This window comes from Arthrobacter sp. JUb115, assembly GCF_004365035.1.
Lineage (GTDB): Bacteria > Actinomycetota > Actinomycetes > Actinomycetales > Micrococcaceae > Glutamicibacter.
Genome location: NZ_SOBS01000001.1, coordinates 569,289 through 594,846, shown reverse-complemented (window position 1 = coordinate 594,846; position 25,558 = coordinate 569,289). Strand labels below are relative to the sequence as shown.

Here is a 25,558-nt window from a genome sequence, read left to right as displayed (position 1 = left end):
TCCCCTGCCAGACTACCGAAAAAATAGATGCTGAGTTGGTGCAACTCGCGATCCCCGGTGGAGCGGGGTACTCAAGGGATACCGTCCTCGCCACCCGTTACGTCCTCGGTGAGAACATCGCGAACGAAGTCGCCACCGAGCGGTTCTGGATTCCACCGTTCCAAGGCCCACGTTCCGCCGATGCCCAATTCCAGCAAGGAGCCACCGGTATTCTCGATATGCAGCTCTGCGGCATCGGCAGGCGCCATCTTCGTAGCCCATGCGCTGAAGACGCGAATGGCGGCACCATGGCTGAATACCGCGACCGTGCCGGAGTAGTCCTGTGCCCGGGCGATGGTTTCCAGGGCCTTGGAATATCTTTCAATGAAGTCGTAGCCGTTCGGCCCGCCGGGCATCTTCTGCTCCCAGTCGCCATGCATCCACGAATGCAGGCACATGCCGTAGGCAAAGCGTGAGGCCTCGTCGGCCTGCATCTCCAAGGTGCCTGCTGAAATCTCCTCGAGGCCGTCAATGACCTGCAACTTCTGTCCGGTGGATTCGCTCAATGGTCGGGCCGTCAGCTGCGTGCGGTTCAGCGTCGAGGCATAGATGGACTGCAGCTGCCCGCCACTGAATGCCTGCGGCAGGGCACGAGCCTGGCGATGCCCCAGCGGAGTGAGGCTGGCACCCGGGTAAGCGGTATCAAGCTGCCCGGCAACATTCGATGGGGTTTGTCCGTGCCTGATGAGCTGAAAACGCATATCCGAGGATTCCTTGGCCTTGAGGTTCTAGATCCTAGGGATAGCACGGTTTCTGGAAATGCGGAATGGCTGGGCGCGGGCGCAGGGAGCAAACTTTTCGTTCTGGAAAGTTGATTTCCGCTTCGTCAGAGCATTGCCTGTCCGCTATCGTGAAATCGTCAGGTGGCAAGTCGTGCGCCAGAATTTCCTTCAGATCGGATTCCACTCATGCGTTCAGATGCTCTTCGGCGACGTGAGAACATCCTTCGAGCAGCTCGTGAATTATTTGCAGAACACGGCGCCCAGATTGCGATGGAAACTATTGCAGAGGCCAGCGGAGTGGGCATCGGCACACTGTATCGAAACTTCGCTGACCGGAATGCGCTGGTTGAAGAAGTCACCCTCGGCACGCTTGGGGATATCCGAATCGCTTCCCAATCAGCGGTTCAGCGGCTTGAAGACGGTGACACGGACGCTTGGGAAGTTCTGCTTGGCACGCTGGTCCAGCAGAATCTCGGGGCACTGAGCGAAGCGCTCGGGCTGCAATTGCCACGGAAGATCAGCCCCCGCATTCTGGAGGTCCAGGCAGAGGCCGGCCAGTCCCTGCACTCCGCCTTGGACTTGGCCAAGAACGCGAATTTGGTCCGCAAAGACGTAACGGAGATAGAACTGATTGCCACCATCGGGGCCATGACCCGTCCACTGCCGCGGGCCTTCAGCAAGAGCCAGCCTGGTTTGGAGGACCGCATCGTGCAGATCATGCGCGATGGCTTGCGCCCGCAAACTACGCAGGACTAGCAAATGCCAGCACCAGAAGGTGCTGGCATTCGCCGCTGGCCGATGATCCTTAATCCAAACTCATGCCGCGGGTTTCTGGAGCGAATCGCGCCATGAAGACGACGGCTACCAGCACCAGCGCAGTCGCGCCGGCAAAGAGCCAGCCCAGCCCGACCACTGGCCACAGGGCCGCGAAGAGCAGGGGACCGAAGCCGGCGGCAAAGCGGGACATGGTCGAGGCCCAGCCGAAACCGCTGGCGCGCAATTCGGTGGGGTACAGCTCGGAAACGTAGGCATACAGCACCGGAATAGCGACCTGGACCACCACGCCAAAGACCAGCACCCAGGCAATCGCGGTCGCTGGGATATGCAGGTTCTGGGCTACGATCACAAGCACGATGCCTGAGATTGGCGCGGAGATCGCCAGCAGCCATTTACGGCCAACCCGCTCCACCAGCAATGCTGCCAGAACAACGCCCACCAGCCCCATCAAGGCCATCACCGCGGTAGCGAAGAACGACGCTGACTGGGCCATTCCGGCCTCGGTCAGAATCGATGGCAACCAGGTCAAGGCCAGGTAGTAGACCAGCAAAATGGTCATGAACAGCAGCCAGCTGGTGGCGGTGATCTTCCAGGAGTACCGCCACAGCGAAGCGACCTGCTCCCACCAGCGCGGAGCCTTTTCCAATTCCACAGGTGCAATTACGTACTCGCGCTCAGTGGCCCCGGTGCGTTCCACGAGCTGGTCGATGACCGCACGGGCCTCGGCGTCGCGGCCCTTGGCTGCCAAGAACAGCGGGGATTCGGGCATGGAGCGCCGTACCAGGTACACCATGAACGCGGGCAGGATCATGACCGCCAGGATCAGCCGCCAATTATCGGCGGTGGCCATCACCCACCCCGAAACGAAGAAGGACAGTGCCGCGCCCACCGGCCACCAGCCATCCATGGCGGTGAGCACGCGTCCGCGCAGCTTGGCAGGGGTGAACTCGCCGACAAGCGCATAGTCCACCGGGATGCAGCCTCCCAGGCCGACGCCGGCCAGGAAGCGGAAGGCGACGAAGAAGCCGAAATTCGGGGACAGCGCGCCGAGGATGGTGAATAGCGAGAACATCAGAAGCGTCAGGCTGAAGGCGTTCTTGCGTCCATAGCGGTCGGCGATCCCGCCCCAGAGGAAGGCGCCCAGGGCCATGCCCACCAGATTGGAAGTGCCCAGCAAGGCCGCGGTGGGACGGTCAAGCCCCCACTCTTCGGCGACCAATGGAATCAACGCGCCGTTGAGGGTCACGTCCCAGGCATCGAACATGAAGCCGAGTCCGCCGATAATGAAAATGGTGCCCTGCACCTTCCATTTGAACGGCAGCTCTTGCACGATCGATGTGCCAGAAGGCAGGGGTGCGGAAGACACAGTGGTGCACCTTTCGGTGTGCGAGCAGAAATGGTTTGTACCGCGTGAAGCATAGCCGAAAACCAGGTTGCAGGTGTAGCTCTCTACGCTTCTTCTCCCGCCACGTCAAGGCCTGTTGTCTGCGCCGGCAAGGGGGTAATCTCTGGACATGGGAGTAGATTGGACCGCTCTCGAAGAGGCTATACGGGTGACTGCCCTTCGACACGCAGCGGAAGTGATAGCTGGACACCCCGACCAGGACTTCTATGCCATTGCCTTGCATGGAGTCAGCACCGAGGAAAGCGAAAGCATCGCCATGCCGTTGCTGGCCTTGAACTCGGTGCAGGCCCTGGAACGAGATCGCCTCACGGAGTCTCGCGAGCAATTGGTGGAACGCGGTGAAGACGCCGATGAGCCTGCCGATTACGAGGATCGTCCCGATGCCGACGGCGATGGAAGCCTTGAACCTGAAGCCGTCACATTGGAAGACGATTCGCTGCTGATCACAGATTCCGATGATGAAGACGAAGACCAGCCGGATGACGAGGATTCCGACGGGGAAGATCTCGACGACGTCTTGGCCTCCTTGGAAGCGGATCTGGAAGACAGCGACGAGGAGAGCTTCTACTCGGATAAGTGGGAACCCAGCGATTGGCACTGGTCATCCATTGATTTATGCGAAGATCCCGCGGCCACGCTATGGTCCGAGGCGATGACCGGACTGGCTGCGCGTGATGGCTGGGAACCTACCATCAAGCGCTATTATCACACGCTGGTTGCGGTAGCCCGGTCGTTGCGCGAAGAGTTGGGCGAACGGACCAAGGCAGATCTCGTGGCCTATGTCGCAGATGAAGAACATGCAGAGAAACTTCTGCAGCTTTGCCTGACTGACAAGCAGCTTTCTTCATATTTCCCGCACCTTTCCTCATTGCCGGAAGGGGCTTGACACGAACTGAAATTCCGGTGCCTTCCTTGGTTAGAATGAAGGCGGTGGCCTCTGCGCTGCCCGCCCCATTCATTCTCACCGCCGGGAGAAAAATTTCGTGAGTAAGACCGTGCTGGACAAAGTCGCTATCCGTCGCGCACTGATTTCCGTCTACGACAAGACCGGCTTGGAGGAGCTGGCCGCTGGATTGCACGCCGCAGGCGTGCAGCTGGTATCCACCGGCTCCACAGCCAAGAAAATCGCTGCCGCTGGAATTCCCGTGACCGAGGTCGAGCAGGTGACCGGTTCCCCTGAAATGCTCGATGGCCGCGTCAAGACCCTGCACCCGCGCATCCACGGCGGCATCCTTGCGGACCGCCGCGTCACCGAGCACATGGACACCCTCTCCTCGATGGACATCGAGCAGATCGACCTGGTGGTGGTGAACCTGTACCCCTTCGTGCAGACCGTCGCCTCGGGTGCCTCGCAGGATGAAGTTGTCGAGCAGATCGATATCGGGGGCCCAGCCATGGTCCGCTCGGCAGCGAAGAACCACGCCGCCGTTTCCATCGTGGTTGATCCAGTTTTCTACCCGCAGGTCATCTCCGCAGCAGCCGAGGGCGGCTTCGATCTGAAGACCCGCCAGCGCCTGGCCGCCAAGGCCTACGCTCACACCGCAGCCTACGACACCGCGGTAGCCTCGTGGACCGCAAGCCAGTTCCTGGATGAGGACGGCGACGGCGTCATCGACTGGCCAGCCTACGCAGGCGTGGCCCTGCAGCGTGCCGATGTGCTGCGCTACGGCGAAAACCCGCACCAGCAGGCAGCGCTCTACGTTGACGAAGCCGCTCCAGCCGGCATCGCCCAGGCTGATCAGCTGCACGGCAAGCCAATGAGCTACAACAACTACGTGGATGCAGATGCTGCACTGCGTGCCGCCTACGACTTCGAGAAGCCGGCTGTGGCTGTGGTCAAGCACGCCAACCCTTGCGGTGTGGCCGTCGCTTCGGATGACGCGGCAGATCCAATCGCTGATGCGCACCGCAAGGCCCACGCTACCGACCCGGTGTCCGCATTCGGCGGCGTCATCGCCGCCAACCGCACGGTCACCAAGGAAATGGCAGAAACCGTCAAGGGCATCTTCACCGAGGTGGTCATTGCCCCGGACTTCGAGGCCGAAGCGGTGCAGATCCTCTCCGCCAAGAAGAACATCCGCCTGCTGGCCCTGCCAGATGGCTATGGCCGCAACAAGAACGAGTTCCGCCAGGTAAGCGGTGGCATGCTGGTCCAGGCCGGCGACAAGATCGATGCCGAGGGCGACAAGCCAGGGAACTGGACCCTTGCTGCCGGTGAAGCTGCTGACGCTGCTACCTTGGCAGATCTGGAATTCGCTTGGAGCGCCGTGCGCGCCGCGAAGTCCAACGCGATTCTGCTGGCCAAGGACGGCGCTGCAGTGGGCATTGGCATGGGCCAGGTCAACCGCATCGATTCCTGCAAGCTGGCCGTGGAGCGCGCCAACACCCTGGGCGTCAAGGTCGAATCCGGCGCAGATGCCGCCGGTGGCGCTGAGAACGCTGACGCGGCTGCTTCGGAACAGCGTGCCGTGGGCTCCGTGGCCGCTTCGGATGCTTTCTTCCCATTCGCCGACGGCCTGCAGATCCTGATCGATGCCGGCGTGAAGGCTGTCGTGCAGCCCGGTGGTTCGGTGCGCGATGAGGAAGTCATCGCGGCAGCGAACGAAGCCGGTATCACGATGTACTTCACCGGTGCACGCCACTTCTTCCACTAAACCCGATTAGTGCCCCGCGGCCGCGGTCCCGGCGAATTATCGCTGTGACCGCGGCCGTGGTCTTTTAAGTGCCGAATCAAGATGGAACCTTCCGGTTGCGTTGACGCGAGCTACTTGATGGAAAGAATTTTCGAGGAGTCCAGTGGGCTGCTGGGCCTCGAGTATATTTTGGGAATTTGCTAGTCAGCGCTCAGCACCAAAACGAATAAATGGTGATTTGCAATGGGATCGGAGGAGGCCTGCAAAGTAAATTGTTCAACAACCTGTTGCCAGAGTTGTTCAACAACCTGTAAAGTCTTGTCCATCACATTGACCTTGTGACGGTTGTCACCACTATCGCATTGGAACGTCATCATGGCACTTCCTGAGTCAACATCCCAAAGCAGCAAGGCGCGGCGCACGGCGCTCCTAGGCGCCATGTTCCTGATGGCCACCAGCGCCATCGGACCGGGCTTCATCACCCAGACCACAGAATTCACGGTCCAAATTGGCGCGGCCTTCGCCTTCGCCATTGTCGTCTCCATCCTTGTGGACATCGCGGTCCAGCTGAACGTCTGGCGCGTGATCGGGGTATCTGGAATGCGTGCCCAGGAACTGGGCAACAAAGTCGTCCCTGGCATCGGTTGGGTACTGGCCGCACTGGTATTCATCGGCGGCATGGTCTTCAACATCGGCAATATCGCCGGCACTGGCCTGGGCCTGAACGCCATGCTGGGTGTTGATGCCAAAATTGGCGGCGCCATCTCCGCGGCCATCGCCATTCTGGTCTTCCTGTCAAAGAAAGCCGGCATGGCATTGGACCGCATTGTGGTGATGCTGGGAGCCGTCATGATCCTGCTGATGCTGTACGTGGCAATTGTCGCCGCCCCACCGGTGGGCGATGCGATCCGCAACGTGGTGCTCCCCGAGAAGATCGATTTCTTGATCATCACCACCCTGATCGGCGGCACCGTTGGCGGCTACATCACCTACGCCGGCGCCCACCGCATGATCGATTCGGGCACATCGGGCGTGGAGCATGTCAAGTCGATCTCCAACATCTCGACCCTGGCAATCATCGTCACCGGTGTCATGCGCGTGCTGCTCTTCCTGGCGATCCTCGGCGTTGTGGCTGGCGGCGTAGCGCTGACCAGCGACAACAAGGCTGCCGAAGCTTTCGGCCACGCCGCCGGCCCCATCGGCATCCGCGCTTTCGGCATCATCCTGTGGGCTGCCGCGCTGACCAGTGTGATCGGTGCCGCCTACACTTCGGTTTCCTTCATCACCAAGCGCACCACACCGGAGCGCACCCGCAACCTGATCACCGTGGCTTTCATCGTGGTCTGCGGGATCATCTACCTGTTCCTGGGCAAGGCGCCGGCAACCCTGCTGATCTTCGCCGGAGCCTTCAACGGTCTGATCCTTCCTGTGGGCTTCGCAGTACTGCTCTGGGTCGCATGGCGCCGCCGCGACCTGATGAACGGATACAACTACCCCAAGGCCCTGCTGGTCATCGGTGCCTTGACCTGGCTGCTCAGCGTCTACCTCGGCTGGAACTCGATTTCGGGTCTGGCAGCCCTCTGGAACGGCTAGGAGCCAAGCAATCATGAAGGTCCTGAAGAGTCTCGGGCATTCCGAACGTGCGGCGATGGCCCCAAGCGAAGCCCGCGAATTGTTCCGTGCCGGGCAGGTGCTGCCTACCGCCGGGATCAGCGCTGGATATGCGCAGGCAAATCTGATCATCGTTCCCCAGGAGCTGGCCTTCGATGTGCTGCTCTTTGCCCAGCGCAATCCCAAGTCCTGCCCGATCCTCGGTGTCCTGGAGGCGGGGCAAACCAGCAATGAATTGCTGGCAGGCGGAGATATCCGCACCGACGTGCCGAAGTACATGGTTTACGAAAACGGGGTCAAGGTGGATGAGCCCACCGACCTGTCAGAGTACTGGCGGGATGATCTGGTGACCTTCATTGTCGGCTGCTCGTTCACCTTCGAGAGCGCACTGATGGAAAGCGGCATTTCCATCGCGCATATCGACCAGGGCGTGAACGTGCCAATGTACAAGACCAATATCCGCTCGCAGTCGGCCGGAGCGATGTCCGGTCCGATGGTGGTCTCCATGCGTCCGATTCCTGCCTCGCAGGTTGCCGACGCGGTACGCATTACCTCGCGCTATCCAGCTGTGCACGGGGCTCCAGTGCATATCGGGAACCCCCAAGAGCTGGGCATAGCAGATCTGGGGTCACCTGACTTCGGAGATGCAGTGCAGATCCCGGAAGGGACGATTCCGGTGTTCTGGGCCTGCGGCGTCACGCCGCAGGCAGCAGTGATGGAGTCCCGCCCGGCCTTGGCCATCGGCCACGCACCGGGGCACATGCTCATCACGGATATCAGGGATTCCCAATACCAGGTTCCCTAGCCCATAGACCGAACGAGGCGGCCTCACCCCAAGGGGGCCGCCAAGTTCCCGCCAGAGCCTTTGGCCCTGGATCGAACGCGGTGGCCTTCCCCCAAGAGGCCGCCGCGTTCCCATGTCTAAAGGCTTTGCCGCTGAACCCAGGCCTGGACTTCGGCAAGCAGTACCTGCTTGGATTCTTCATCCAGGAATGCGGATTCAAAGGAATTCCTTGCCAGCGTAGCCAGCTGCCCGGTGCTGAAGTTGAAGCTTGCCATGAGCGAGGCAAAATTGGCATCCATGTATCCGCCGAAATAGGCAGGATCATCAGAATGCACCGAAACCTTCAAGCCCTTTTCGAGCATCTGCGGCAACGGATGATCGGCCATGGTGTCCACCGCACGCAAGCGGATGTTGGATAGCGGGCAGACAGTCAAAGGCATCTGCTCGTCGACCAAGCGCTGAACCAGCGTCGGGTCGTCCAGGCAACGGATGCCGTGGTCCACGCGCTCAACCTCCAGCAAGTCCAGCGCCTGCCAAATGTAGTCAGCAGGGCCTTCCTCGCCCGCATGGGCAACGACGTGCAGGCCGTGGGCGCGGGCATAGGCAAAGACTTCCTGGAACAGCTCGGGCGGGAAACCCACCTCCGAGGAATCCAGGCCGATGCCATCGATATCGTGCTTCTCGGCGACCAGCACCTTCATCAAGTCCATCGCTTCTTCCGCTGGGGCATGGCGCCAGAAGCACGCGATGAGCTTGTGGGAGATCCCCCAGCGTTCTGCGCCCTCGGCCAGGCCGGAACGGATGCCGGCGATGACCTCGCCTAGGCCCAGTCCGCGCTGGATGTGAGCCTGCGGATCGAAGAACAATTCCACATGGCGCACGCCGGAGTCATGGGCGCGCTGCAGGTAGGCCACGGTGATTTCGTGGAAGTCTCCAGCGGTGCGCAAGACCGCCATATTCGCATAGAACAGGTCGAGGAAGGACTGCAGATTGCTGAACTGGTACTTGGCACGCAACTGGTCAACGGAGGCATAGGGCAGCTCAGCACCGTTTTTTGCCGCCAGCGCCATGATCATTTCTGGCTCCAGCGTTCCCTCAAGGTGGATGTGCAATTCGGCTACAGGCAATTTCACGGGTGGTGCGACCTTCCAAGCAGGGGACGAGGGCCTAGGCCGTGATGAAACGGCGGTGGCGTGCAATGGTTTCGTTAAACCATACGTTGGCTATCTATGTGCTTGCTTGGCTTGTCCGTGCGTCGAGGAAACCCGCAGGGCGCTGGGCTTGCGGCTGTCCGCACCGGCAGGCAGGCGGCGGCGATAGCATCAAGGATCCGGAAAAACCGGTGATCGCAGTGGAAATTCCGCGGGGCAAGCCCGGATTTGGCCTCTGCGGCATCCGTGGAAAACGAGGGTGCACAACCCGATGAGGCAAGCGCTGGAGGCTGGCATTTGCCGCAGAGCAGTGAGGAATGCACGGCGCGGATGAGATGGAAATCGCAAGCGGAATGGGCCAAGGCCCTGCTCCATGCCTACTCCGGGCGTTGGGCGATGTGGCTGAGCAACTCAGCTTCAGCGGTGTCGAGATAGCCGCGCAGGGTCTGGGCGGCTTCCAGGCGCTTTCCGGCGCGGAGCATGGCCAACAGATTCGCATTGCGCTCTACATAGTGCGAATGGAAATCCGGGGCGTCGCTCATGGCGTGGAAGACCAGGCGCATGCGGGCCAGCACGCGGCTCATCAGCTCCTGGAGCAGTTCGCTGTCGGAGGAGGCGACCAGCTGCTTGTGGAAGGCCTGATTGGCATTGGCCATCCGCGGCACGTCGCCGGCAGCCAGACCTGTGCGAGCCTCTTCGATGATCTTGCCCAACCGGTCCAGGTCGATGTCTTGGCCCCACGCCAGGCATGCCGGCTCGACGGTACGGCGCACCGCATAGATTTCCCGCACATCATCCGCATCCGGAGAAGCCACGAAAACACCCCGGTTGGGGATCCGGGTGATGATCAGCTCGCTATTGAGCAAGGTGAAGCTCTCGCGCAAGGTATTGCGCGAGAGCCCCAACGATTCAGCCAGGGCCTGCTCGGAAAGCTTGTCACCGGGCAATAGCTCGCCTTCGGCAATGCGGCGGCGCAGCTCATTGGCAGCCCAGAGCCCGCTGTGCGCGTGTGGGGCCTTGGCCGGATGCGAGGTGCTGCTGGTGGCTTTCATGCTTCCAATTTATCCCAACTGGCTTGCGGGTACGGACTCCATGGCCTGGACGCTAGCCGATGGTGCCCAAGGTGTCGCCGCGGCGTACGGCTGACCCTGCGCTCAAGTCCGCTGCGCGGAAGATGCCATCACGGTGCGCGGTGATGGTGGATTCCATCTTCATCGCCTCGACGATGGCAATGCTCTGCCCTTCGGCGACTGCACTGCCATCTTCCGCGGCGAAGCGGACGAGGTTCCCGTCCATGGTGCTGCGTACCGCGGCGGCATCGACCTGGCCGGCAGCATCATCCTGGGTGGCGGCGGCGGTGCCGGCTCCGGGGGTATTGCGCAACGCGTTGGTCAGTGCAGCGGGAAGACCCAGCTGGACGGCCTTGCCATCGAGCTCTATGGTGATGGTTTCACGGCTGGTATCGCGCTGGTCCAGATCCATCTCGTCGCTGGCCTCCACCTCGTTGAGGAACTCGTCCTCGATCCATGTGGTGTAGACGCCCAGGGATTCGCCGTTGAACGCTTCGTGCTCGATGACGGCGCGGTGGAATGGCAGGACCGTGGGTACACCGGCAATGCTGATTTCTTCCAGCGCCAGGCGGGCACGGCGCAACGCCTGGTTCCGGTCGGCACCGCGCACAATCAGCTTGGCGATCATCGAGTCGTAGAACGGCGGAATGACCGAGCCGCTGCGGACCCCTGAGTCCACGCGCACGCCGGCGCCGGTTGGCGCTTCGAACCGCTCCACGGTGCCGGGCGCAGGCAGGAAGCCGCGAGCCGGGTCCTCGGCATTGATGCGGAATTCGATGGCATGGCCGGTAGGCTGCGGGTCCTCGGTAATGGACAACGGCAGGCCATCGGCAATGCGGAACTGCTCGGCCACCAGATCAACGCCGGAAGTCTCCTCGGTGATCGGGTGCTCCACCTGCAAACGGGTATTGACTTCCAAGAAGGAGATCAGACCGTCCTGGGCCACCAGGTATTCCACGGTGCCGGCCCCGACATATCCGGCTTCCTTGCAGATCGCCTTCGCGGACTCGTGGATCCGGGTCCGCTGCTCATCGGTCAAGAACGGGGCAGGCGCCTCTTCCACCAGCTTCTGGTGGCGGCGCTGCAAGGAGCAGTCGCGGGTGCCGACGACCACCACATTGCCGTGGGTATCGGCCAGCACCTGGGCCTCGACGTGGCGCGGCTTGGCCAGGAAACGTTCCACGAAGCATTCGCCACGGCCAAAGGCCACGGTGGCTTCGCGGGTGGCGGACTCGAAAGCATCGGAGATCTCATCGAGCGAGTAGGCGATCTTGATGCCGCGGCCACCGCCGCCGAAGGCCGCCTTGATGGCGACCGGCACGCCGTACTCCTCGGCGAAGGCCCGCACCTCGCCGGCGTCCGCTGCCGGGCCGTCGGTGCCCGGGGCCAGCGGCGCACCTGCGCGCACCGCGATCTGCCGGGCCGTGACCTTGTTGCCCAATGCTTCGATGGCCGCGGGAGGCGGACCAATCCAGCTCATGCCGGCTTCGATGACGGCGGTGCCGAAGTTCGCGTTCTCCGAGAGGAAACCGTAGCCGGGGTGCACCGCATCGGCGCCGCAGCGCTTGGCAATCTCGATGATCTTGTCGATATCCAGGTAGGTGTCCGTGCCGGTGGAACCGTGCAGCGGGTACGCTTCATCTGCGCGGCGCACGTGCAGGGCGTCGGCATCCGGGTCCGAGTAGATGGCTACCGACGAAATATTTGCGTCGGTGGCCGCCCGGGCAATGCGGACCGCGATTTCGCCTCGGTTGGCGATGAGAACTTTTTTCATGGCAATTCCTTAGGCGTCTGATGCCGCGTGGCCGGCAGCGGGATGGAGTTCGAATCGAATTCTGCTTCCGGGCGGAAGCTGCGCGGCTGCGCTGAGGTCTTCGGCAATGACGGTGGCGATCACCGGATAGCCGCCGGTGACCGGATGATCTGCGAGGAACAGCACCGGCAGGCCGGAGGGCGGCACCTGCAAGGATCCGCGGGCTACGCCTTCACTGGCCAGTTCCCCGGAGCGGACGCGCTGCAGCGGCTGCTGCCCGGTATCCAGGCGTACACCCACGCGGTTGGATTCGCTGGTGACATCCCAAATCTGGGCGGCGAGCTGGTCCAGGCCCGCCTGGCCAAACCAATCGGCACGCGGACCGGGCATGGCGCGCAGCGTGTACACGCCGTTATCGTCTGGGACCGGCAGGGTGCTCGGTTCGCTGTTGCCAACGATGTGGCCCAGCTGCGGGCGGTTCACCGGCAGCATGCCGCCGGCTTGCAGAGGCTGGGGACCGACGCCGGAGAGGGTGTCGGTGGACAGTGAGCCGAGGACCGGTTCCTGCTCGATGGTGCCGCGCACCGCAAGGTAGCTGCGCAGCCCGCGGCCGGCGGGTTCAACCTCCAGGCGCTCGCCGTGCAGCAGCGCGAACGGTGCATTGGCCGCGGCCTGGCGCGGGGTGCGGACCTGGTCGTCTTCGGCCGGGGTGATCCAGAGTTCTGCTTCGGCGCCGGTAAGCGCCAGCACCTGGTCTTGCTCGGCTTCAACGGTGATGCGGCTGCCGAGGTTCTCGATCACGGCCTGGCCTGGTTGGTTGCCCACCAGGCGGTTGGCCTGGTGGAAGGCGGCCGGGTCTGCGGCTCCTGCGACGCCAACTCCGAGGTTGCCGTAGCCGATGCGTCCGGCATCCTGGAGCAGGGACTGCAGTCCGGCGTCGATGATTTTCAGGCCACCGGCAAGTGCCTGCTCTGATGCTTCGTCTTGTGCGGCGGGTGCTTGGCTCACCGATATTTTCCGGGTGGCCCGGACGAACTGCACGGTATCCTGCGGCCGGATCAATGCAGGATTTTCGCGCTGCAAATCCCACATTTGCAGATCGGTATGCCCAATCAGCTGCCAGCCTCCGGGGGATTGGCGCGGATAGACGGCCGAGTACTCACCGGCGAGCGCCACCGCTCCGGCGGGCACCTTGGTGCGCGGGGAGTCTCTGCGCGGGACATGCAAGTCCTGGTTTTCGCCGAGCAGATAGGCGAAGCCGGGAGCGAATCCGCCAAATACTGCACGCCACCTCTGGCTGGTGTGCGCATTGATCACAGCCTCGGTGCTCAGCCCGGTCAGCTCGGCCACGGCGGCGAGGTCTTCGCCATCGTAATTCACTGGTACTTCAACCAGCTTGCCCGCAGCGTGGAGTGCAGAGGCTACTTCAAGTTCTGGCAGTGCTGCCATGGCCCGTTCGGCGCTCTGCGCGGAATCGAATTTCAGCAGAACCGTTTGCGCGGCGGCCAAGAGGTCGCGCTGTCCGGACAGGGGAGAGGTTTCCAAGGCGGCGTTGAGCGCCAAGACAGCATCGAGCGAGTCCAGGTCGATGAGCAGGTCATGGGAGCCTGCCCGGTGAATGGCGCGGATGCTCACGCGAAGCTCCGGATCTGCACGCCGGCATGTTCCAGTCCTGCGCGCACGGCGCTGGCCATGGCCACTGCACCGGCAGTATCGCCGTGCAGGCAGATGCTCTCGGCTTCCATCTTGATGGTGCTGCCGTCCACGGCAACAATGGTGCCTTCGGTGGCCAGGCGGACCATGTTCGCGGTGACCTGCGCGGGGTCGTGCAATACGGCGTTGGATTCGCGGCGGGAGACCAAGGTGCCCTCGGGGGTGTAGTTGCGGTCGGCGAAGGCTTCTGCGACGCCGCGCAGGCCAGCGGCTTCGGCCTTTTGCAGGGCGAGAGAACCTGGCAGCAGCAGGACCGGCAGGTCGGTGCCGAAGGCCTTGATGGCATCGATGACGGCCTGGGCATGCACCTGGTGGTGCACGATGGTGTTGTACAGGGCGCCGTGCGGCTTGACGTACTTGATTTCGCTGCCTGCGGCGCGTGCCAGGGCTTGCAGGGCTCCAAGCTGGTAGAGGATGTCATCGGCCAATTCGGTGGCCGAGCAGTCCAGGAAGCGGCGGCCGAAACCGGCCAGGTCGCGGTAGCCCACATGGGCTCCGATGGTGACGTTGGCGCTGACCGCATCGCGGCAGGTCTGGGCGATGGTGCTGGGGTCTCCAGCGTGGAACCCGCAAGCTACATTGGCCGAAGACACGGAGGTGAAGATGGCGGCGTCGTCGCCCATCGTCCAGTTGCCGAACGACTCGCCTACGTCTGAATTCAGGTCTATGTATGGCATTGTGATCCCCGTCTCGTGAAAACCTCTTGGTAAAAGAATGCCCCACTTTCGGTAATTGTTCAACAATCTTGGCAGGGTTTTTGAGCATCGCTTCCCGGAATTCTGCTGGAGCGGTGTTCCCATCTGTCATCTGATCAGGCGTTTTGCACGTGGAATACTAAAGCCCGAGGCCAGGAATCCTTGCGGAATCCTGGCCTCGGGCAGGTCTTGTGGCTGGCGGTGCGGCTACTGGCCTTCTTCGCCGTCGGAATCTTCATGCCCGAACGGAATAGGCGCGTTCTGGGCCGCATCCGGATCAGGGACAGTAGTGTTCTCGCCCTCTGGGTCCGGAGTCTGAGCTGGACCTGTGGTTTCGTCGTGGTTTTCGGTTCCCATGGTTATTTCCCTTCATCCGTGCCTTGCTTGGTTGCCAGCTATCGGGTGCTGGTTCACATAGCCTAGCCGTGAATCGTGGCGAAAAGCGGTGCGATCAGGGAATTACCATGTTCGCCCGCCGTGGAATCCCGGCACGCTGGCGATCCCCGCGGCCTTGCCTGGCCGCTAGGACAGTCCGATGGCGTTGCCGTGCTCGTCGACATCCATGTGCAGGGCCGCTGGCACCCGCGGAAGTCCCGGCATCGTGGTGAGCGCCCCGGTGATGGCCACGATGAATCCGGCACCGGTCTTGGGGATCAGCTCGCGGACCTGCACGGTGAAGCCGCTGGCGGCGCCTAGCAGCTGGGGGTCATCGGAGAAGGAGTACTGGGTTTTGGCGATGCAGACCGGCAGATGCGACCAGCCGTTGTCGTGGATCTGCTGGAGCATCCGCCGGGCCTTGGGGGAGTACTCGACGCCTTCGCCCCCGTAGACGCCCCGCACCAGGGCCAGGATCTTGTCCTCGACCGGCTGCTGCAGCTCGTACAGCGGGGCAAAATTGCCCGGTTCCCCGATGGTCCGCAGTACCATGTCGGCCAGCTCGCCTGCTCCGGAGCCGCCCTGGCCCCAGACATCGGCGATGGCGCAGGCAATGCCCTGCTGTTTTGCCCAGCCGGTGACCGCTTCCAGCTCGGCATCGGTATCCGTAGTGAAGCGGTTGATGCCGATCATCGGCTGGATGCCGAACTTCGAGACGATCGAGGCGTGGCGTTCCAGGTTCGGCAGCCCGGCCCGCACGGCCTCGACGTTTTCTTCCCCCAGCTCATCCTTGGGCACCGAACCATGCATCTTCAGTGCGCGGACGGTGGCGACAATGACCACCGTGTCCGGCGGGCACCCGGCGTAGCGGGCCTTGATGTCCATGAATTTCTCGGCGCCCAGATCGGTGCCGAAGCCGGCTTCGGTCACCACCACGTCGGCCAGTGCGCGGGCGGTGTTGGTGGCGATGGCCGAGTTGCAGCCGTGGGCGATGTTGGCAAAGGGCCCGCCGTGGATGAGCGCGGGAGTGCCCCCGATGCTCTGCACCAGGTTGGGCTTGATGGCTTCCTTGAGCAGCAGCGCCATCGCGCCCGCCGCTCCGAGGTCATCGACCGTGACCGGGGCTTTGGCGTAGGTGTATCCGAAGGTGATCTTGCCCAGCCGGGCGCGCAGGTCCGCCAGCCCGGTGGCCAGGCAGAACACTGCCATGACTTCGGATGCGGCAGTGATTTCGAAACCCGTTTCGCGGGGGACCCCGTTGGAGGAACCGCCAAGGCCGATCACCACGTGGCGCAATGCGCGGTCGTTCATGTCCAGCACCCGCTTGAAGGTGATGGATCGCGGGTCGATGCCCAGCTCGTTGCCCTGCTGCAGGTGGTTGTCGAGCATGGCCATGAGCAGGTTGTTCGCACTGGTGATGGCGTGGAAATCCCCGGTGAAATGCAGATTGATCTCGTCCATGGGCAGCACCTGGGATTGGCCTCCACCGGTGGCTCCGCCCTTCATCCCGAAGCTCGGGCCGACTGAGGGCTCGCGCAACGCGATCATGGTCTTGGTCCCGGTGGCCGCCAGCGCGTCGCCCAGGCCCACCACCATGGTGGATTTGCCTTCCCCTGCCGGTGTCGGGGACATGCCGCTGACCAGGACGACTTTTCCGGGTCGGCTTCCGTTGGCCGGCAGCAGGGCAGGATCAATTTTGGCCTTGTACTTGCCGTAGGGCTCTAGCGCGTCTTCCGGGATTCCGGCCGCTTCGGCAATCTGGGAGATCGGCCTGAGCACTGCCCGCGAGGCAATGGCCAGATCGCTCATATCGGTTTCCGGCACTGCTGCCATGTTGCCTCCCCTATCTGGCTGCCCGGTGACCCGGGGATGAGGAAGACCAAGGCTCCTGGTTTTCCCTGATTGGCCTTCAAGCTATCACCTTGCAGGCGAGGCGAGAAGGCTGCACCGGGCAGAACATGGATCGGTGTCTACCCGAGCCGGGCCTGGCGAAGTGGTAACAATACCTGTTCCACATTTCACGGAGAAGGTGCCCCTCTATTGAAGCCAGCGATTCTCAGCTCCGAAACGGCACAGAACCAGCTGTGAGGCGTCATTGCAAGCAATCTTGATAGGCGTCGGATGGTCAACACGATGAGCGCTTGGTTAGGACGTTTGCCGCGCTCACGTTCCCGGACATAGTGTTTCCGGATTGTCGGATCCAAGCGGAATGATGCAGTGAAGAGTGGTGAAGCGATAACGTGATTCGAGGATCAACTGAAAACCTTACGACTGAGCTGCCATGAACTATTAGAGCACGTTGCTCTCCGGACGAGTCGAAGTAGACGAGAGCCTTTTCGGGGCCCCCGCCCCGGTCGTACAGGACGTGGTGCGTCCGGAAAGACTCTGGTGGCGGGTGCTATTGAGATTTCAGATGATGGGTGGGGCCGAGCCTGACTGGCAATTATCCCTGATGCTTCGTCGGCATCGCTGCGCAAGTTCATCACCGCGAATGTTGATACAACATAGTGAACAGTGCGGGTTTGCGACGAGGCAGCCTGGAATTCGAGTAGTGCGGGCAACGATAATTCATTGCCGATGGGAGAGCATCACCGGAAATCTTCAGACGTTCGGATCCGTGCGGTTGCCGCTGAGCTCGGCGGTGCCGGCGGAAGGTTTAGCTGTCAGCGCTGCGGGACCAATGCTGCATGAGTCTTTGCTGGGCTTGCTGTTCGCTCAATCCTGAAATCTCTTGTGTGGACAGATGAAGTTGTTCTACGAGCGCAGCTTCCATCCACTCGGGCAAGACAGATCCCCGTGCGGGTTCAGGTTGAGCTTCAACGGATTCGTAGAGCCGTCCCATCTGGACAATGACGTCTTTGAGCGATTGAATCTTCGGGTCATCGCCCATGCGTGCGACCCGTGAGGTGAGCTCATCGTAAACCTCGCCATCCGAACGAGCTCCAACAGCCCAGACCTCAGAAATATCAAGAATTGGGCGGCCGGACGCGTCTTCGGTAATGCGCCATACGATTCTCCAGTCGCGATCGCCAACGACTAACTTGCGGAAACCGACTAGCGCACCGAGCAAGGGCTCGCCAGCCTCAGGAGATTTTTCGAGCAGCAGCATCTTCTTGAAAACGGATCGCACGATCTGCGGATCCTTTTTGTGAAGACGATGTAGGTCAGATACTGCGTCTTCAGTTAGCCGGACGATGCACAGGCGGTCTTGAGGCTGATTCACGAATTATCAGACTGGGCTTCTTCGACATTTTCCGCCTCAAGTTCTGCGCGGTTCAAATTGAAGAATTCCATCGCTTGGTCGAGCGTCGTGCGCACGCCGCTATCAGTGGCAAAGCGTGCCATCACCAGCGCAGCATCGCGAAGAGTGTCCCGGTCATGACGCAGCTGAGCGATTTCCTTGGCGGAAACGACTTCGGCCACGACCTTGCCATGGCGCGACAAAGGGGTATCCCGGCCCTCTTCGGCGGCGGCGACAAGCGCAGAGAGCCCCGCGCGTGATGCTTCGGTGATGCTCAAAGTAGTCATATGAAAACTATATAGATTTCTACCTAGATTTTCTAGTTTGCCTTCCGTGCCTCGTTAAAGCAAAAGCTGGGTCGCCACCCTTGGTAGCGACCCAGCTTGAGAGAGCGGAGGATCCGTTAGCTTGAATGCTTCCGTTCAAGGAACTGATGACGCAACGAATTCACGGACTGGAGGGCTTGGCTTTCGTCGGTTCCAATGTTTTCTTCGACCCATGAGTAGTAGCGGTAAGCTTCATCCAGGATTCCCGGAATAAAGTCGTCGGGATCAACAATGTTTGTTTGGCGATTAACAGTGAAAAGTGTAGATCGTCCTTTCACTTCCAGTCGAAGGGGCACTGGCTGGCCAGGAAACAGCCTTTCAGCTGACCCTTTCTCCATGAACTCTTCTACCAGCTCAAGGAGCTCAAACCAGATTCCTGTAACTTCATCCCACAGGTCACCCGAGATCAAATCGATCCCGTAGTAAGACAGAGAAAGAAAACCTTCACTGCCGTAGGGATTTTCTTTGAGTCGATTCCGCCACATCTCGGCAGCCCGTTCGGGTTCCTGAAACATGCTTACCAAGTAGTTTTCGGGATTAGCGACGAAATCCTCGATATCCGTGACCGTGTGCGGAACCAGAATGTATGGTTCGCTATGTACGGCTTGTTCTTTCATCTCACCTTGATTCTTATCGCGGGTAGAATTGGACAACTCGGCCTCTGTCAATGACCATCTTGTACTTCACGTTGTTATAGGTTCCTTCGAGCTGTATTCGCTTGTTGGTTCCACCGCTTTTCAGTTTACTTTGGTTCTGCTTCATGGCGCCATGAACCAGATTTCGTACATCGCTGATTGACATCTTCGGATTGAAAAATGTTTGGCTACTCTTAGAAGAACCATCCCAATATTTTGGATGATGCCGCTGAAGAATATGCTTCATTCCGCTCTTATCAAGTTTGAACGTATGTGAACCCGTTCTGTAAGAAAGGGTCTTGAAGGAAGACAACGCGTTGACAACTCGTGAAGCGGGAGCCTTAGCGTACTTGACGGTTTTGGAGCCTACCTTGATTACGATGCTGGTAACCCTGATAGCGATAATAATTGCTGGGATCCAAAACGGATCAGCTACGACTGGGTATTCATGGTCTTCCCCAATGTCTACTTTTTGGACCAAGTCACCATCGTGAAGCTCATACCAAGTTCTGACTGTTTCGCCACTTGCATCAACTGCCCATGCAGGTTCAAATCGACTGGTCAGAACGGATTCGTTTTCATCGGGGAAAGATTGAAAGACGTCTACTCCGCCATCTTGGGCAATCTCAGCGAATGACCCTTCCGGTAGCCCCAGTTCATACCGGAACTCATGAGGCGCATCGGCATCGTGAATAATTGTCTGTGCACGTATAGCTCCATCGTCATGAGTCTGCAGTGCAAGATCTATTTCATCATCGCTGAATACAGCAGTGCCATCGTCGAGCATTTGCACATCACTTGGCGCACTCTCAATGGGTAGTCCGAAGCTGAACTCTCGTTCCACATTCTCTGCGCCAATTGCAAGCGATTTACCTTCTTCAGTTGCTTGGACGAATACCGCGCCCTCGCCGGTGCCGAACTCCAGAACTTCAGAGTTCAGCGTCGGTTCAACTAAATTGGCTTCAGTTTCTCCCGCTGCCGCTAAAGCATCCGACAGGAGCTCTTGTGTCGTTACTTGGCTCGGCTCGGAGGGGTCCGCGAGGCTGGCTGACGATGCAGCTACAGAGACTGCGCAGGCGATGGCTATCGCCGATAGGAGCCGAGAACGAGTCCGGCGGAACAAAGTGCTATTCATTTTCTTCTTTCCTATGCGCCAGGTGAATACCGGGTGCATGGTTGTGGCATGCCTAGGAATATCCAGCGACTTTGCATTCAAGTCAGATGCAAATGCATCCAGGGCAGCACTCCGGACACGGGATTGTCCGAAAGTCCCTACTCAGCCCAGTATGAGTCGCTATAATAAATAGTAATGGTTTAAACCCGATGCAGTGGGGTTTTTTGTGAGAAGGAGAGAGCTTTCGCTTAAAGGGTGCACTTGCCTACCGGGAAATAGGGCTGTTCGCTGGAAAGTTGGTCTCGGCAGATCCGACAGTTGAGTGAGAATTCAGCTGCTATTGGGATAAATGAGTTGGAAAACGATCAATGACCTGCCGCTGCTCGCTAATGAACGGCGCGGAATCGGGCGGCGTCCGTGGCAGTATGCACCCAGGTGTGCAAAGAATGTGGCCGTCGAGTGTCGGTAGCAGATTATGACGTATGTGGTATCGGGTTCCCTTTCCGGTGCCCAGTAGAAGCGCCTAGGCAACTGTGTGCTTCCCAACATGAATCGCGGACCAGGCGGTTTCCTGGCCAGCCTTGCGTTTGGGGAACTTATGACGTCGTTGTAGCCATGCAACTGCCCAGAACCCAACGGGCAAGGAAGCGGCCTGCAGTCCGAGGTGCCTCCAAGGACAAGTGAAGCCCGAGCGGAGGAATTCCTCCGCTCGGGCTGATCGCAGTCTTATCCGTGCTGCCTGCCGCTCTTCTGGATACCAGCGCCCGCGCGATTTCAGACCTTCCTGGCGTGCTGCGCCGGGGGTAGTGCGTTAGTGATTCGCGTGCGGCTTCTCGCCCTTGATCATGAAGGCGAAGACGATCCCGATCGTGGCCAGCACGGCGCCGACGATGAACGAGATATGCGCGCCAGAGAACAAGGCCTCGGCCAGCTCGGACCCGGCGTCCAGCTGGACCTTTGACAGCAGCGACATCACGGTCACGAAGACCGTGGTGCCGATGGCACCGCCCAGCTGCTGCGCGGTATTGAAGATCGCCGAACCGTGGCCGAACAGGCGCGGATCCACCGAAGCCATCGCGGAGGACATCAGACCGGTCATCAGCAGGGCCAGTCCGATGGAGAAGATGATGTGGCAGAGCATGAACATCCACAATTCGGTCTGCGCGGTCACGGTGGCGTACATCCACTGACCGCCGGCCAGGAACACGGCGCCGGGGATCAGGACCGGGCGCGGGCCGCGCTTGTCGTAGATCCGCCCGAAAATCGGCGAGGCGATGGCCTGTGCCAGTCCGCCGGGAAGCAGCATGATGCCGATCTGCAGCGAGTCGACGCCCTGCCCGGATTCCAGCAGGATCGGCACGATCATCAGCGAACCGAGCAGGGTGCCGAAGGCAATCATGATCATCGCGATCGCGAAGCTGAAGCTGCGCGAGGCAAACGGGGTCAGGTTCAGCAGTTCGCGGCCGCTGGCGGCCAGCTTGACCTGGCGGATGATGAACAGGGCCAGGGCTACCAGGCCGATGGCGAAGCTGGCGATGGTCATCGTGGCGTTATCCGCGGCATGTTCGATGCTGGAAATGCCGTACACCAGGAACCCGAAGGCCAAGGCGGACAGGAGCACCGAAGCGGAATCCACCTTGATCTTGCGTGCGCTGGAAGGGATCTTGAAGAAGATGGCGCCCAGTACCAGGACCGCCACGGCGATTGGCAGCATCAGGATGAAGATGTAGTGCCAGCCCAATGCGTGCACGATGGCCCCCGAAGCGGTAGGCCCGATAGCCGGGCCGACGCCGATGACGATCGAGTTCAGGCCCATGATGGTGCCGCGCTGGTGGACGGGCACCAGCGTCAAGGTGGTGGTCATCAGCAAGGGCAGGACGATGGCCGTGCCGACGGCCTGGATAACGCGTGCCAGCAGCAAGAAGCCGAAGCTCGGCGCCAGCACCGCGATGACGGTGCCGAGGATGAAGCTGATGATGGCGAAGAAGAACAGCGACCGGTGCGCGAAGCGCTGCAGCAGGAAGCCGGTGGTGGGGATGACGACCGACAGGGTCAGCAGGAATCCGGTGGTGAGCCACTGGCCGGTGGACGCCGAAATGCCCATGTCCTGCATGATGCCGGGCAGCGCTACCGTGAGCACGGTTTCGTTCAGGATCATCATGAAAGCGGCCAGGGCCAGCGAGGCGATGATACCCGTCAGGGTTTTGGCGGAGAGTTGCCCGGTGGGCGCCGCGCTTGGCTTGGCGCTGGTTCTAGGGGGATTTGTAGTCACGAAGTCTTCTTCCTGTGGAGTGTTAACCGCTAAATACTGTCACACTCTGCCACTTTTTCGTAAGCGAATCTGTCAGACTGTGACAGGAAACAATTTTGGTGGACGACGCCTGCGCAGCACAGGCAGTCCGGAGCATCGGAGAGCGCCATGGGGATTCGCGAGGAACGCAAAGAGGCAACGATCCAGTCCATCCGGGCGGCAACCCTGGACCTGGTGGAACTCCATGGTCTGGAATCGGTGACCGTGGGGCAGATCGCTGCCCGGGCCGGCATCTCTGAGCGGACCTTCTTCCGCTACTGCGAATCCAGGGAAGCGGCCATGGTGCCGGCGCAGCATGAATTGATCCAGGCCGTGACCGAATGCCCCATCGCAGACGGATCCACGAGCGCGCAGATTTTCCGGCTGCTGGCCAACGAATGCCGCCGGATCCTTGTTGCCGAGATCCGCGGCAATGAATACCGCCGCATTTCCCGGTTGATAGCCACGGAGCCGAAGCTGCTATTGGCCATCACCCGGCAAGATCAAGCCTTCTGCGCTGCCACCTCGCAGGAGCTGCGCCGCCGCGGGCTGGTGCCGGCCATGCCCGCCTTGATGATTGGCGAAGCCTTGGCCGTCCTCTGGCGCGTGGCCTGGCAGAGCTTCGGCCAGGCGGAACGCGCCGGGGAGCCTGCAGGTCCCGTCGAACTCTTCGATGAGGCCATGGCGAATCTCGAAGCGCTGGCCGGCGGAAGAGCCGAATAGCGAATAACTCTGTTGAGTTATCGCTGATTAACTTAAATGTGACGAACTGCTTGCAGGCTGTCCAGCCCGGCATTTCGGTGAAGAAACGGCGTTGCCGCGCGTATTTCCCGCTGCCGCAAAGTGTGGTGCAGAGCAAAATCAGGTAGATTTGGAACGTTGAGTTCAGGGCGGTAACACCGCTTCCGCACGACGTTCAGGGAGACGCCACACCTATGGCAAAGATTATTTACACCCACACCGACGAAGCGCCTATGCTGGCGACCCACTCGTTCCTGCCAATCGTGGAGGCCTTCGCCTCGACCGCCGGTGTGGAACTGGAGACCCGCGACATCTCGCTGGCTGGTCGCATCATCGCTACCTTCCCGGATTATGTCACCGAAGAGCAGCGCATCGGTGATGCTCTGGCAGAACTTGGCGACCTGGCCAAGACCCCGGATGCAAACATCATCAAGCTGCCGAACATCTCGGCTTCGATCCCGCAGCTGAAGGCTGCCATCGCCGAGCTGCAGGCTGCCGGCTACGCGCTGCCTGACTACCCGGATAACCCGACCTCGGATGAAGAGACCGACGTCCGCGCGCGCTACGACAAGATCAAGGGTTCGGCTGTGAACCCGGTCCTGCGCGAGGGCAACTCGGACCGCCGTGCACCACTGAGCGTGAAGAACTACGCCCGCAAGTACCCGCACTCCATGGGCGAGTGGGCCGCTGATTCGAAGACCAACGTGGCCACCATGGGCGTTGACGACTTCGCGGCCAACGAGAAGTCCGTAGTCATCGACGCGGACAAGAAGATCTCGATCCGCTTCGTCGGCGAAGACGGCGAAGTCAAGGTCCTGAAGAAGCCTTTCGACGTGCTGGCCGGCGAAGTCATCGACGGCACCGTCATGCACGCCGCGGCCCTGTCCGAGTTCCTGAAGAACTCCGTGGCCCGCGCCAAGGAAGAGGGCGTGCTGTTCTCGGCTCACCTGAAGGCCACCATGATGAAGGTCTCCGACCCGATCATTTTCGGCCACGTGGTGAAGGCCTACTTCTCCGAGCTGTTTGAAACCTACGGCGACGAGCTGGCAGCAGCCGGCCTGAACCCGAACAACGGCCTGGCTGCCATCCTCGGCGGCCTGGACGAACTCTCCGACGAGGTTCGCGCCGGCGTCGAGAAGCTGATCGCCAAGGGCCTGGAAGAAGGCCCGGCAGTTGCCATGGTCGATTCCGACAAGGGCATCACCAACCTGCACGTCCCATCGGATGTCATCGTTGATGCTTCCATGCCGGCAATGATCCGCCTGGGCGGCAAGATGTGGGATGCCAAGGGCGATACCGCAGACACCCTGGCCGTTCTGCCGGATTCCTCCTACGCAGGCATCTACCAGGTGGTCATCGACGACTGCCGTGCCAACGGCGCCTACGACCCGACCACCATGGGCACCGTGCCGAACGTCGGCCTGATGGCCCAGAAGGCCGAGGAATACGGCTCGCACGACAAGACTTTCGAGCTGGCTGCCAACGGCCACGTGCAGATCGTTGACGAGAACGACACCGTGCTCATCGAGCACCAGGTCTTCGCCGGCGACATCTGGCGTGCCTGCCAGACCAAGGACGTTGCCATTCGCGACTGGGTCAAGCTGGCCGTGAACCGCGCTCGCGCTTCGGCCACCCCTGCAGTGTTCTGGCTCGATGAGAAGCGCGCCCACGACGCCGTGCTGATCACCAAGGTCAACGAATACCTGAAGGAACACGACACCGATGGCCTGACCATCGAAATCCTGTCCCCGGTCGAGGCGACCCAGTACTCCATCGACCGCATCCGCAAGGGCGAGGACACCATCTCGGTGACCGGCAACGTGCTGCGCGACTACCTGACCGACCTGTTCCCGATCCTGGAACTGGGCACCTCGGCCAAGATGCTCTCGATCGTTCCGCTGCTGGCTGGCGGCGGCCTGTTCGAGACCGGCGCCGGCGGTTCGGCTCCGAAGCACGTGCAGCAGCTGGTGAACGAAAACCACCTGCGCTGGGATTCGCTGGGCGAGTTCATGGCCCTGGGTGCTTCTTTCGAGCACCTGGCAGTGAACAACGACAACGCCCGGGCCCAGGTTCTGGCCGACACCTTGGATGCAGCAACCGGCACCTTCCTGCTGGAAGACAAGTCGCCTAAGCGCAAGGTTGGCGAGTTGGACAACCGCGGCAGCCACTTCTACCTGGCCAAGTTCTGGGCTGAAGAATTGGCCAAGCAGGACAAGGACACTCAGCTTGCGCAAGCCTTCTCCGCCGTTGCCAAGGCACTGGACGAGAATGAGGAAGCCATCGTTTCCGAGCTGGCTGCCGTACAGGGCCAGGCCGTGGATATCGCTGGTTACTACCGACCAGACGAAGCCAAGACCGCCGCTGTAATGCGTCCAAGCGCGACGCTGAACAAGACTCTTGAACTGCTGACCAAGTAGTCCCTTAGATCCCAGTCCGCCGGCCCCAATCCTCATCGAGGATTGGGGCCGGCGGCGTTAATCTGC

22 protein-coding genes and 1 pseudogene are annotated in these 25,558 nt (G+C 61.0%); 8 read left to right on the top strand and 15 right to left on the bottom strand.

Annotated elements, in window-relative coordinates; genetic code table 11:
* Positions 1-71: 71 nt before the first annotated feature.
* On the bottom strand, positions 72-740 hold the full coding sequence (locus EDF61_RS02760; RefSeq protein ID WP_133833192.1) for a histidine phosphatase family protein: 669 nt from the start codon (positions 738-740) through the stop codon (positions 72-74).
* A gap of 207 nt (positions 741-947) precedes the next feature.
* Between EDF61_RS02760 and EDF61_RS02755 the strand changes: the two genes are divergently transcribed.
* The gene (locus EDF61_RS02755; protein WP_133833191.1) at positions 948-1,517 is read left to right on the top strand and encodes a TetR/AcrR family transcriptional regulator; all 570 of its coding nucleotides are present in this window, start codon (positions 948-950) and stop codon (positions 1,515-1,517) included.
* A 49-nt stretch (positions 1,518-1,566) separates the two neighbouring features.
* On the opposite strand, the gene EDF61_RS02750 is transcribed toward EDF61_RS02755, so the two are convergent.
* Positions 1,567-2,904: an MFS transporter gene (locus EDF61_RS02750; protein WP_133833190.1), complete on the bottom strand. Its 1,338-nt coding sequence runs from the start codon at positions 2,902-2,904 to the stop codon at positions 1,567-1,569.
* A 187-nt stretch (positions 2,905-3,091) separates the two neighbouring features.
* On the opposite strand from EDF61_RS02750, the gene EDF61_RS02745 reads away from it, so the two are divergent.
* A complete protein-coding gene (locus EDF61_RS02745; RefSeq protein ID WP_133833189.1) occupies positions 3,092-3,829 on the top strand; it encodes a hypothetical protein in 738 nt (245 codons plus the stop codon).
* 97 nt (positions 3,830-3,926) lie between these two features.
* Positions 3,927-5,597 carry a bifunctional phosphoribosylaminoimidazolecarboxamide formyltransferase/IMP cyclohydrolase gene (gene purH, locus EDF61_RS02740; protein WP_133833188.1) on the top strand — a complete coding sequence of 557 codons (1,671 nt, stop codon included), beginning with the start codon at positions 3,927-3,929 and terminating at the stop codon, positions 5,595-5,597.
* Positions 5,598-5,776: 179 nt separating this feature from the next.
* Here the strand turns inward: purH and EDF61_RS18725 are convergent, their stop codons facing one another.
* Entirely contained in the window at positions 5,777-5,953 is a 177-nt protein-coding gene (locus EDF61_RS18725) for a hypothetical protein (RefSeq protein ID WP_166650681.1), read from the bottom strand.
* Between EDF61_RS18725 and EDF61_RS02735 the strand changes: the two genes are divergently transcribed.
* Both EDF61_RS02735 and EDF61_RS02730 read left to right on the top strand, forming a co-directional pair.
* On the top strand, positions 5,952-7,169 hold the full coding sequence (locus tag EDF61_RS02735; RefSeq protein WP_105661644.1) for an NRAMP family divalent metal transporter: 1,218 nt from the start codon (positions 5,952-5,954) through the stop codon (positions 7,167-7,169). The two genes, EDF61_RS18725 and EDF61_RS02735, sit on opposite strands and share 2 nt — an antisense overlap.
* A gap of 13 nt (positions 7,170-7,182) precedes the next feature.
* Complete coding sequence (locus EDF61_RS02730; protein ID WP_133833187.1) at positions 7,183-7,992, top strand: putative hydro-lyase; 810 nt, start codon at positions 7,183-7,185, stop codon at positions 7,990-7,992.
* Positions 7,993-8,108: 116 nt separating this feature from the next.
* Here the strand turns inward: EDF61_RS02730 and EDF61_RS02725 are convergent, their stop codons facing one another.
* From EDF61_RS02725 to EDF61_RS02700, 7 genes are all read right to left on the bottom strand, one after another.
* A complete protein-coding gene (locus tag EDF61_RS02725) occupies positions 8,109-9,104 on the bottom strand; it encodes an adenosine deaminase (RefSeq protein ID WP_133833186.1) in 996 nt (331 codons plus the stop codon).
* Between the two features lie 395 nt (positions 9,105-9,499).
* Positions 9,500-10,174, bottom strand: a complete 675-nt coding sequence (locus EDF61_RS02720) for a GntR family transcriptional regulator (protein ID WP_133833185.1) — start codon at positions 10,172-10,174, stop codon at positions 9,500-9,502.
* A gap of 52 nt (positions 10,175-10,226) precedes the next feature.
* Positions 10,227-11,966, bottom strand: a complete 1,740-nt coding sequence (locus EDF61_RS02715) for an acetyl/propionyl/methylcrotonyl-CoA carboxylase subunit alpha (protein WP_133833184.1) — start codon at positions 11,964-11,966, stop codon at positions 10,227-10,229.
* Positions 11,967-11,975: 9 nt separating this feature from the next.
* Entirely contained in the window at positions 11,976-13,580 is a 1,605-nt protein-coding gene (locus EDF61_RS02710; protein WP_133833183.1) for a 5-oxoprolinase subunit B/C family protein, read from the bottom strand.
* Positions 13,577-14,335, bottom strand: a complete 759-nt coding sequence (locus tag EDF61_RS02705; protein ID WP_133833182.1) for a LamB/YcsF family protein — start codon at positions 14,333-14,335, stop codon at positions 13,577-13,579. The genes EDF61_RS02710 and EDF61_RS02705 overlap by 4 nt, the downstream gene beginning before the upstream one ends.
* 225 nt (positions 14,336-14,560) lie before the next feature.
* Positions 14,561-14,710 (bottom strand): hypothetical protein, encoded by a 150-nt coding sequence (locus EDF61_RS18720; RefSeq protein ID WP_166650680.1) that lies wholly within the window; start codon positions 14,708-14,710, stop codon positions 14,561-14,563.
* A gap of 165 nt (positions 14,711-14,875) precedes the next feature.
* The gene (locus EDF61_RS02700; protein WP_133833181.1) at positions 14,876-16,561 is read right to left on the bottom strand and encodes a formate--tetrahydrofolate ligase; all 1,686 of its coding nucleotides are present in this window, start codon (positions 16,559-16,561) and stop codon (positions 14,876-14,878) included.
* A 460-nt stretch (positions 16,562-17,021) separates the two neighbouring features.
* Between EDF61_RS02700 and EDF61_RS02695 the strand changes: the two are divergent.
* Positions 17,022-17,224: pseudogene (locus EDF61_RS02695) on the top strand (transposase); the annotation flags it as partial.
* Between the two features lie 160 nt (positions 17,225-17,384).
* On the opposite strand, the gene EDF61_RS02690 reads toward EDF61_RS02695, so the two are convergent.
* The 5 genes from EDF61_RS02690 to EDF61_RS02670 all read right to left on the bottom strand — a co-directional run bounded on the left by EDF61_RS02690 (position 17,385) and on the right by EDF61_RS02670 (position 22,316).
* On the bottom strand, positions 17,385-17,951 hold the full coding sequence (locus EDF61_RS02690; RefSeq protein WP_208294216.1) for a type II toxin-antitoxin system RelE family toxin: 567 nt from the start codon (positions 17,949-17,951) through the stop codon (positions 17,385-17,387).
* Positions 17,948-18,256 (bottom strand): type II toxin-antitoxin system Phd/YefM family antitoxin, encoded by a 309-nt coding sequence (locus EDF61_RS02685; RefSeq protein ID WP_133833180.1) that lies wholly within the window; start codon positions 18,254-18,256, stop codon positions 17,948-17,950. Before EDF61_RS02685 ends, EDF61_RS02690 begins: the two co-directional genes overlap by 4 nt.
* A gap of 116 nt (positions 18,257-18,372) precedes the next feature.
* On the bottom strand, positions 18,373-18,912 hold the full coding sequence (locus EDF61_RS02680) for a hypothetical protein (RefSeq protein WP_133833179.1): 540 nt from the start codon (positions 18,910-18,912) through the stop codon (positions 18,373-18,375).
* Between the two features lie 13 nt (positions 18,913-18,925).
* A complete protein-coding gene (locus EDF61_RS02675) occupies positions 18,926-20,065 on the bottom strand; it encodes a hypothetical protein (protein WP_166650679.1) in 1,140 nt (379 codons plus the stop codon).
* Positions 20,066-20,855: 790 nt separating this feature from the next.
* Positions 20,856-22,316, bottom strand: a complete 1,461-nt coding sequence (locus tag EDF61_RS02670; RefSeq protein ID WP_133833177.1) for an MDR family MFS transporter — start codon at positions 22,314-22,316, stop codon at positions 20,856-20,858.
* Between the two features lie 147 nt (positions 22,317-22,463).
* On the opposite strand from EDF61_RS02670, the gene EDF61_RS02665 reads away from it, so the two are divergent.
* Both EDF61_RS02665 and EDF61_RS02660 read left to right on the top strand, forming a co-directional pair.
* A complete protein-coding gene (locus EDF61_RS02665; RefSeq protein ID WP_133833176.1) occupies positions 22,464-23,057 on the top strand; it encodes a TetR/AcrR family transcriptional regulator in 594 nt (197 codons plus the stop codon).
* A gap of 212 nt (positions 23,058-23,269) precedes the next feature.
* Positions 23,270-25,492, top strand: a complete 2,223-nt coding sequence (locus EDF61_RS02660; protein WP_133833175.1) for an NADP-dependent isocitrate dehydrogenase — start codon at positions 23,270-23,272, stop codon at positions 25,490-25,492.
* Positions 25,493-25,558: the final 66 nt, after the last annotated feature.

Coding starts and splice junctions, on each gene's coding strand:
- EDF61_RS02760 (WP_133833192.1), bottom strand. CDS start 740: ATGCGTTTTCAGCTCATCAGGCACGGACAAACCCCATCGAATGTTGCC.
- EDF61_RS02755 (WP_133833191.1), top strand. CDS start 948: ATGCGTTCAGATGCTCTTCGGCGACGTGAGAACATCCTTCGAGCAGCT.
- EDF61_RS02735 (WP_105661644.1), top strand. CDS start 5,952: ATGGCACTTCCTGAGTCAACATCCCAAAGCAGCAAGGCGCGGCGCACG.
- EDF61_RS18725 (WP_166650681.1), bottom strand. CDS start 5,953: ATGATGACGTTCCAATGCGATAGTGGTGACAACCGTCACAAGGTCAAT.
- EDF61_RS02730 (WP_133833187.1), top strand. CDS start 7,183: ATGAAGGTCCTGAAGAGTCTCGGGCATTCCGAACGTGCGGCGATGGCC.
- EDF61_RS02720 (WP_133833185.1), bottom strand. CDS start 10,174: ATGAAAGCCACCAGCAGCACCTCGCATCCGGCCAAGGCCCCACACGCG.
- EDF61_RS02715 (WP_133833184.1), bottom strand. CDS start 11,966: ATGAAAAAAGTTCTCATCGCCAACCGAGGCGAAATCGCGGTCCGCATT.
- EDF61_RS02705 (WP_133833182.1), bottom strand. CDS start 14,335: ATGCCATACATAGACCTGAATTCAGACGTAGGCGAGTCGTTCGGCAAC.
- EDF61_RS18720 (WP_166650680.1), bottom strand. CDS start 14,710: ATGGGAACCGAAAACCACGACGAAACCACAGGTCCAGCTCAGACTCCG.
- EDF61_RS02700 (WP_133833181.1), bottom strand. CDS start 16,561: ATGGCAGCAGTGCCGGAAACCGATATGAGCGATCTGGCCATTGCCTCG.
- EDF61_RS02685 (WP_133833180.1), bottom strand. CDS start 18,256: ATGACTACTTTGAGCATCACCGAAGCATCACGCGCGGGGCTCTCTGCG.
- EDF61_RS02680 (WP_133833179.1), bottom strand. CDS start 18,912: ATGAAAGAACAAGCCGTACATAGCGAACCATACATTCTGGTTCCGCAC.
- EDF61_RS02675 (WP_166650679.1), bottom strand. CDS start 20,065: ATGAATAGCACTTTGTTCCGCCGGACTCGTTCTCGGCTCCTATCGGCG.
- EDF61_RS02665 (WP_133833176.1), top strand. CDS start 22,464: ATGGGGATTCGCGAGGAACGCAAAGAGGCAACGATCCAGTCCATCCGG.
- EDF61_RS02660 (WP_133833175.1), top strand. CDS start 23,270: ATGGCAAAGATTATTTACACCCACACCGACGAAGCGCCTATGCTGGCG.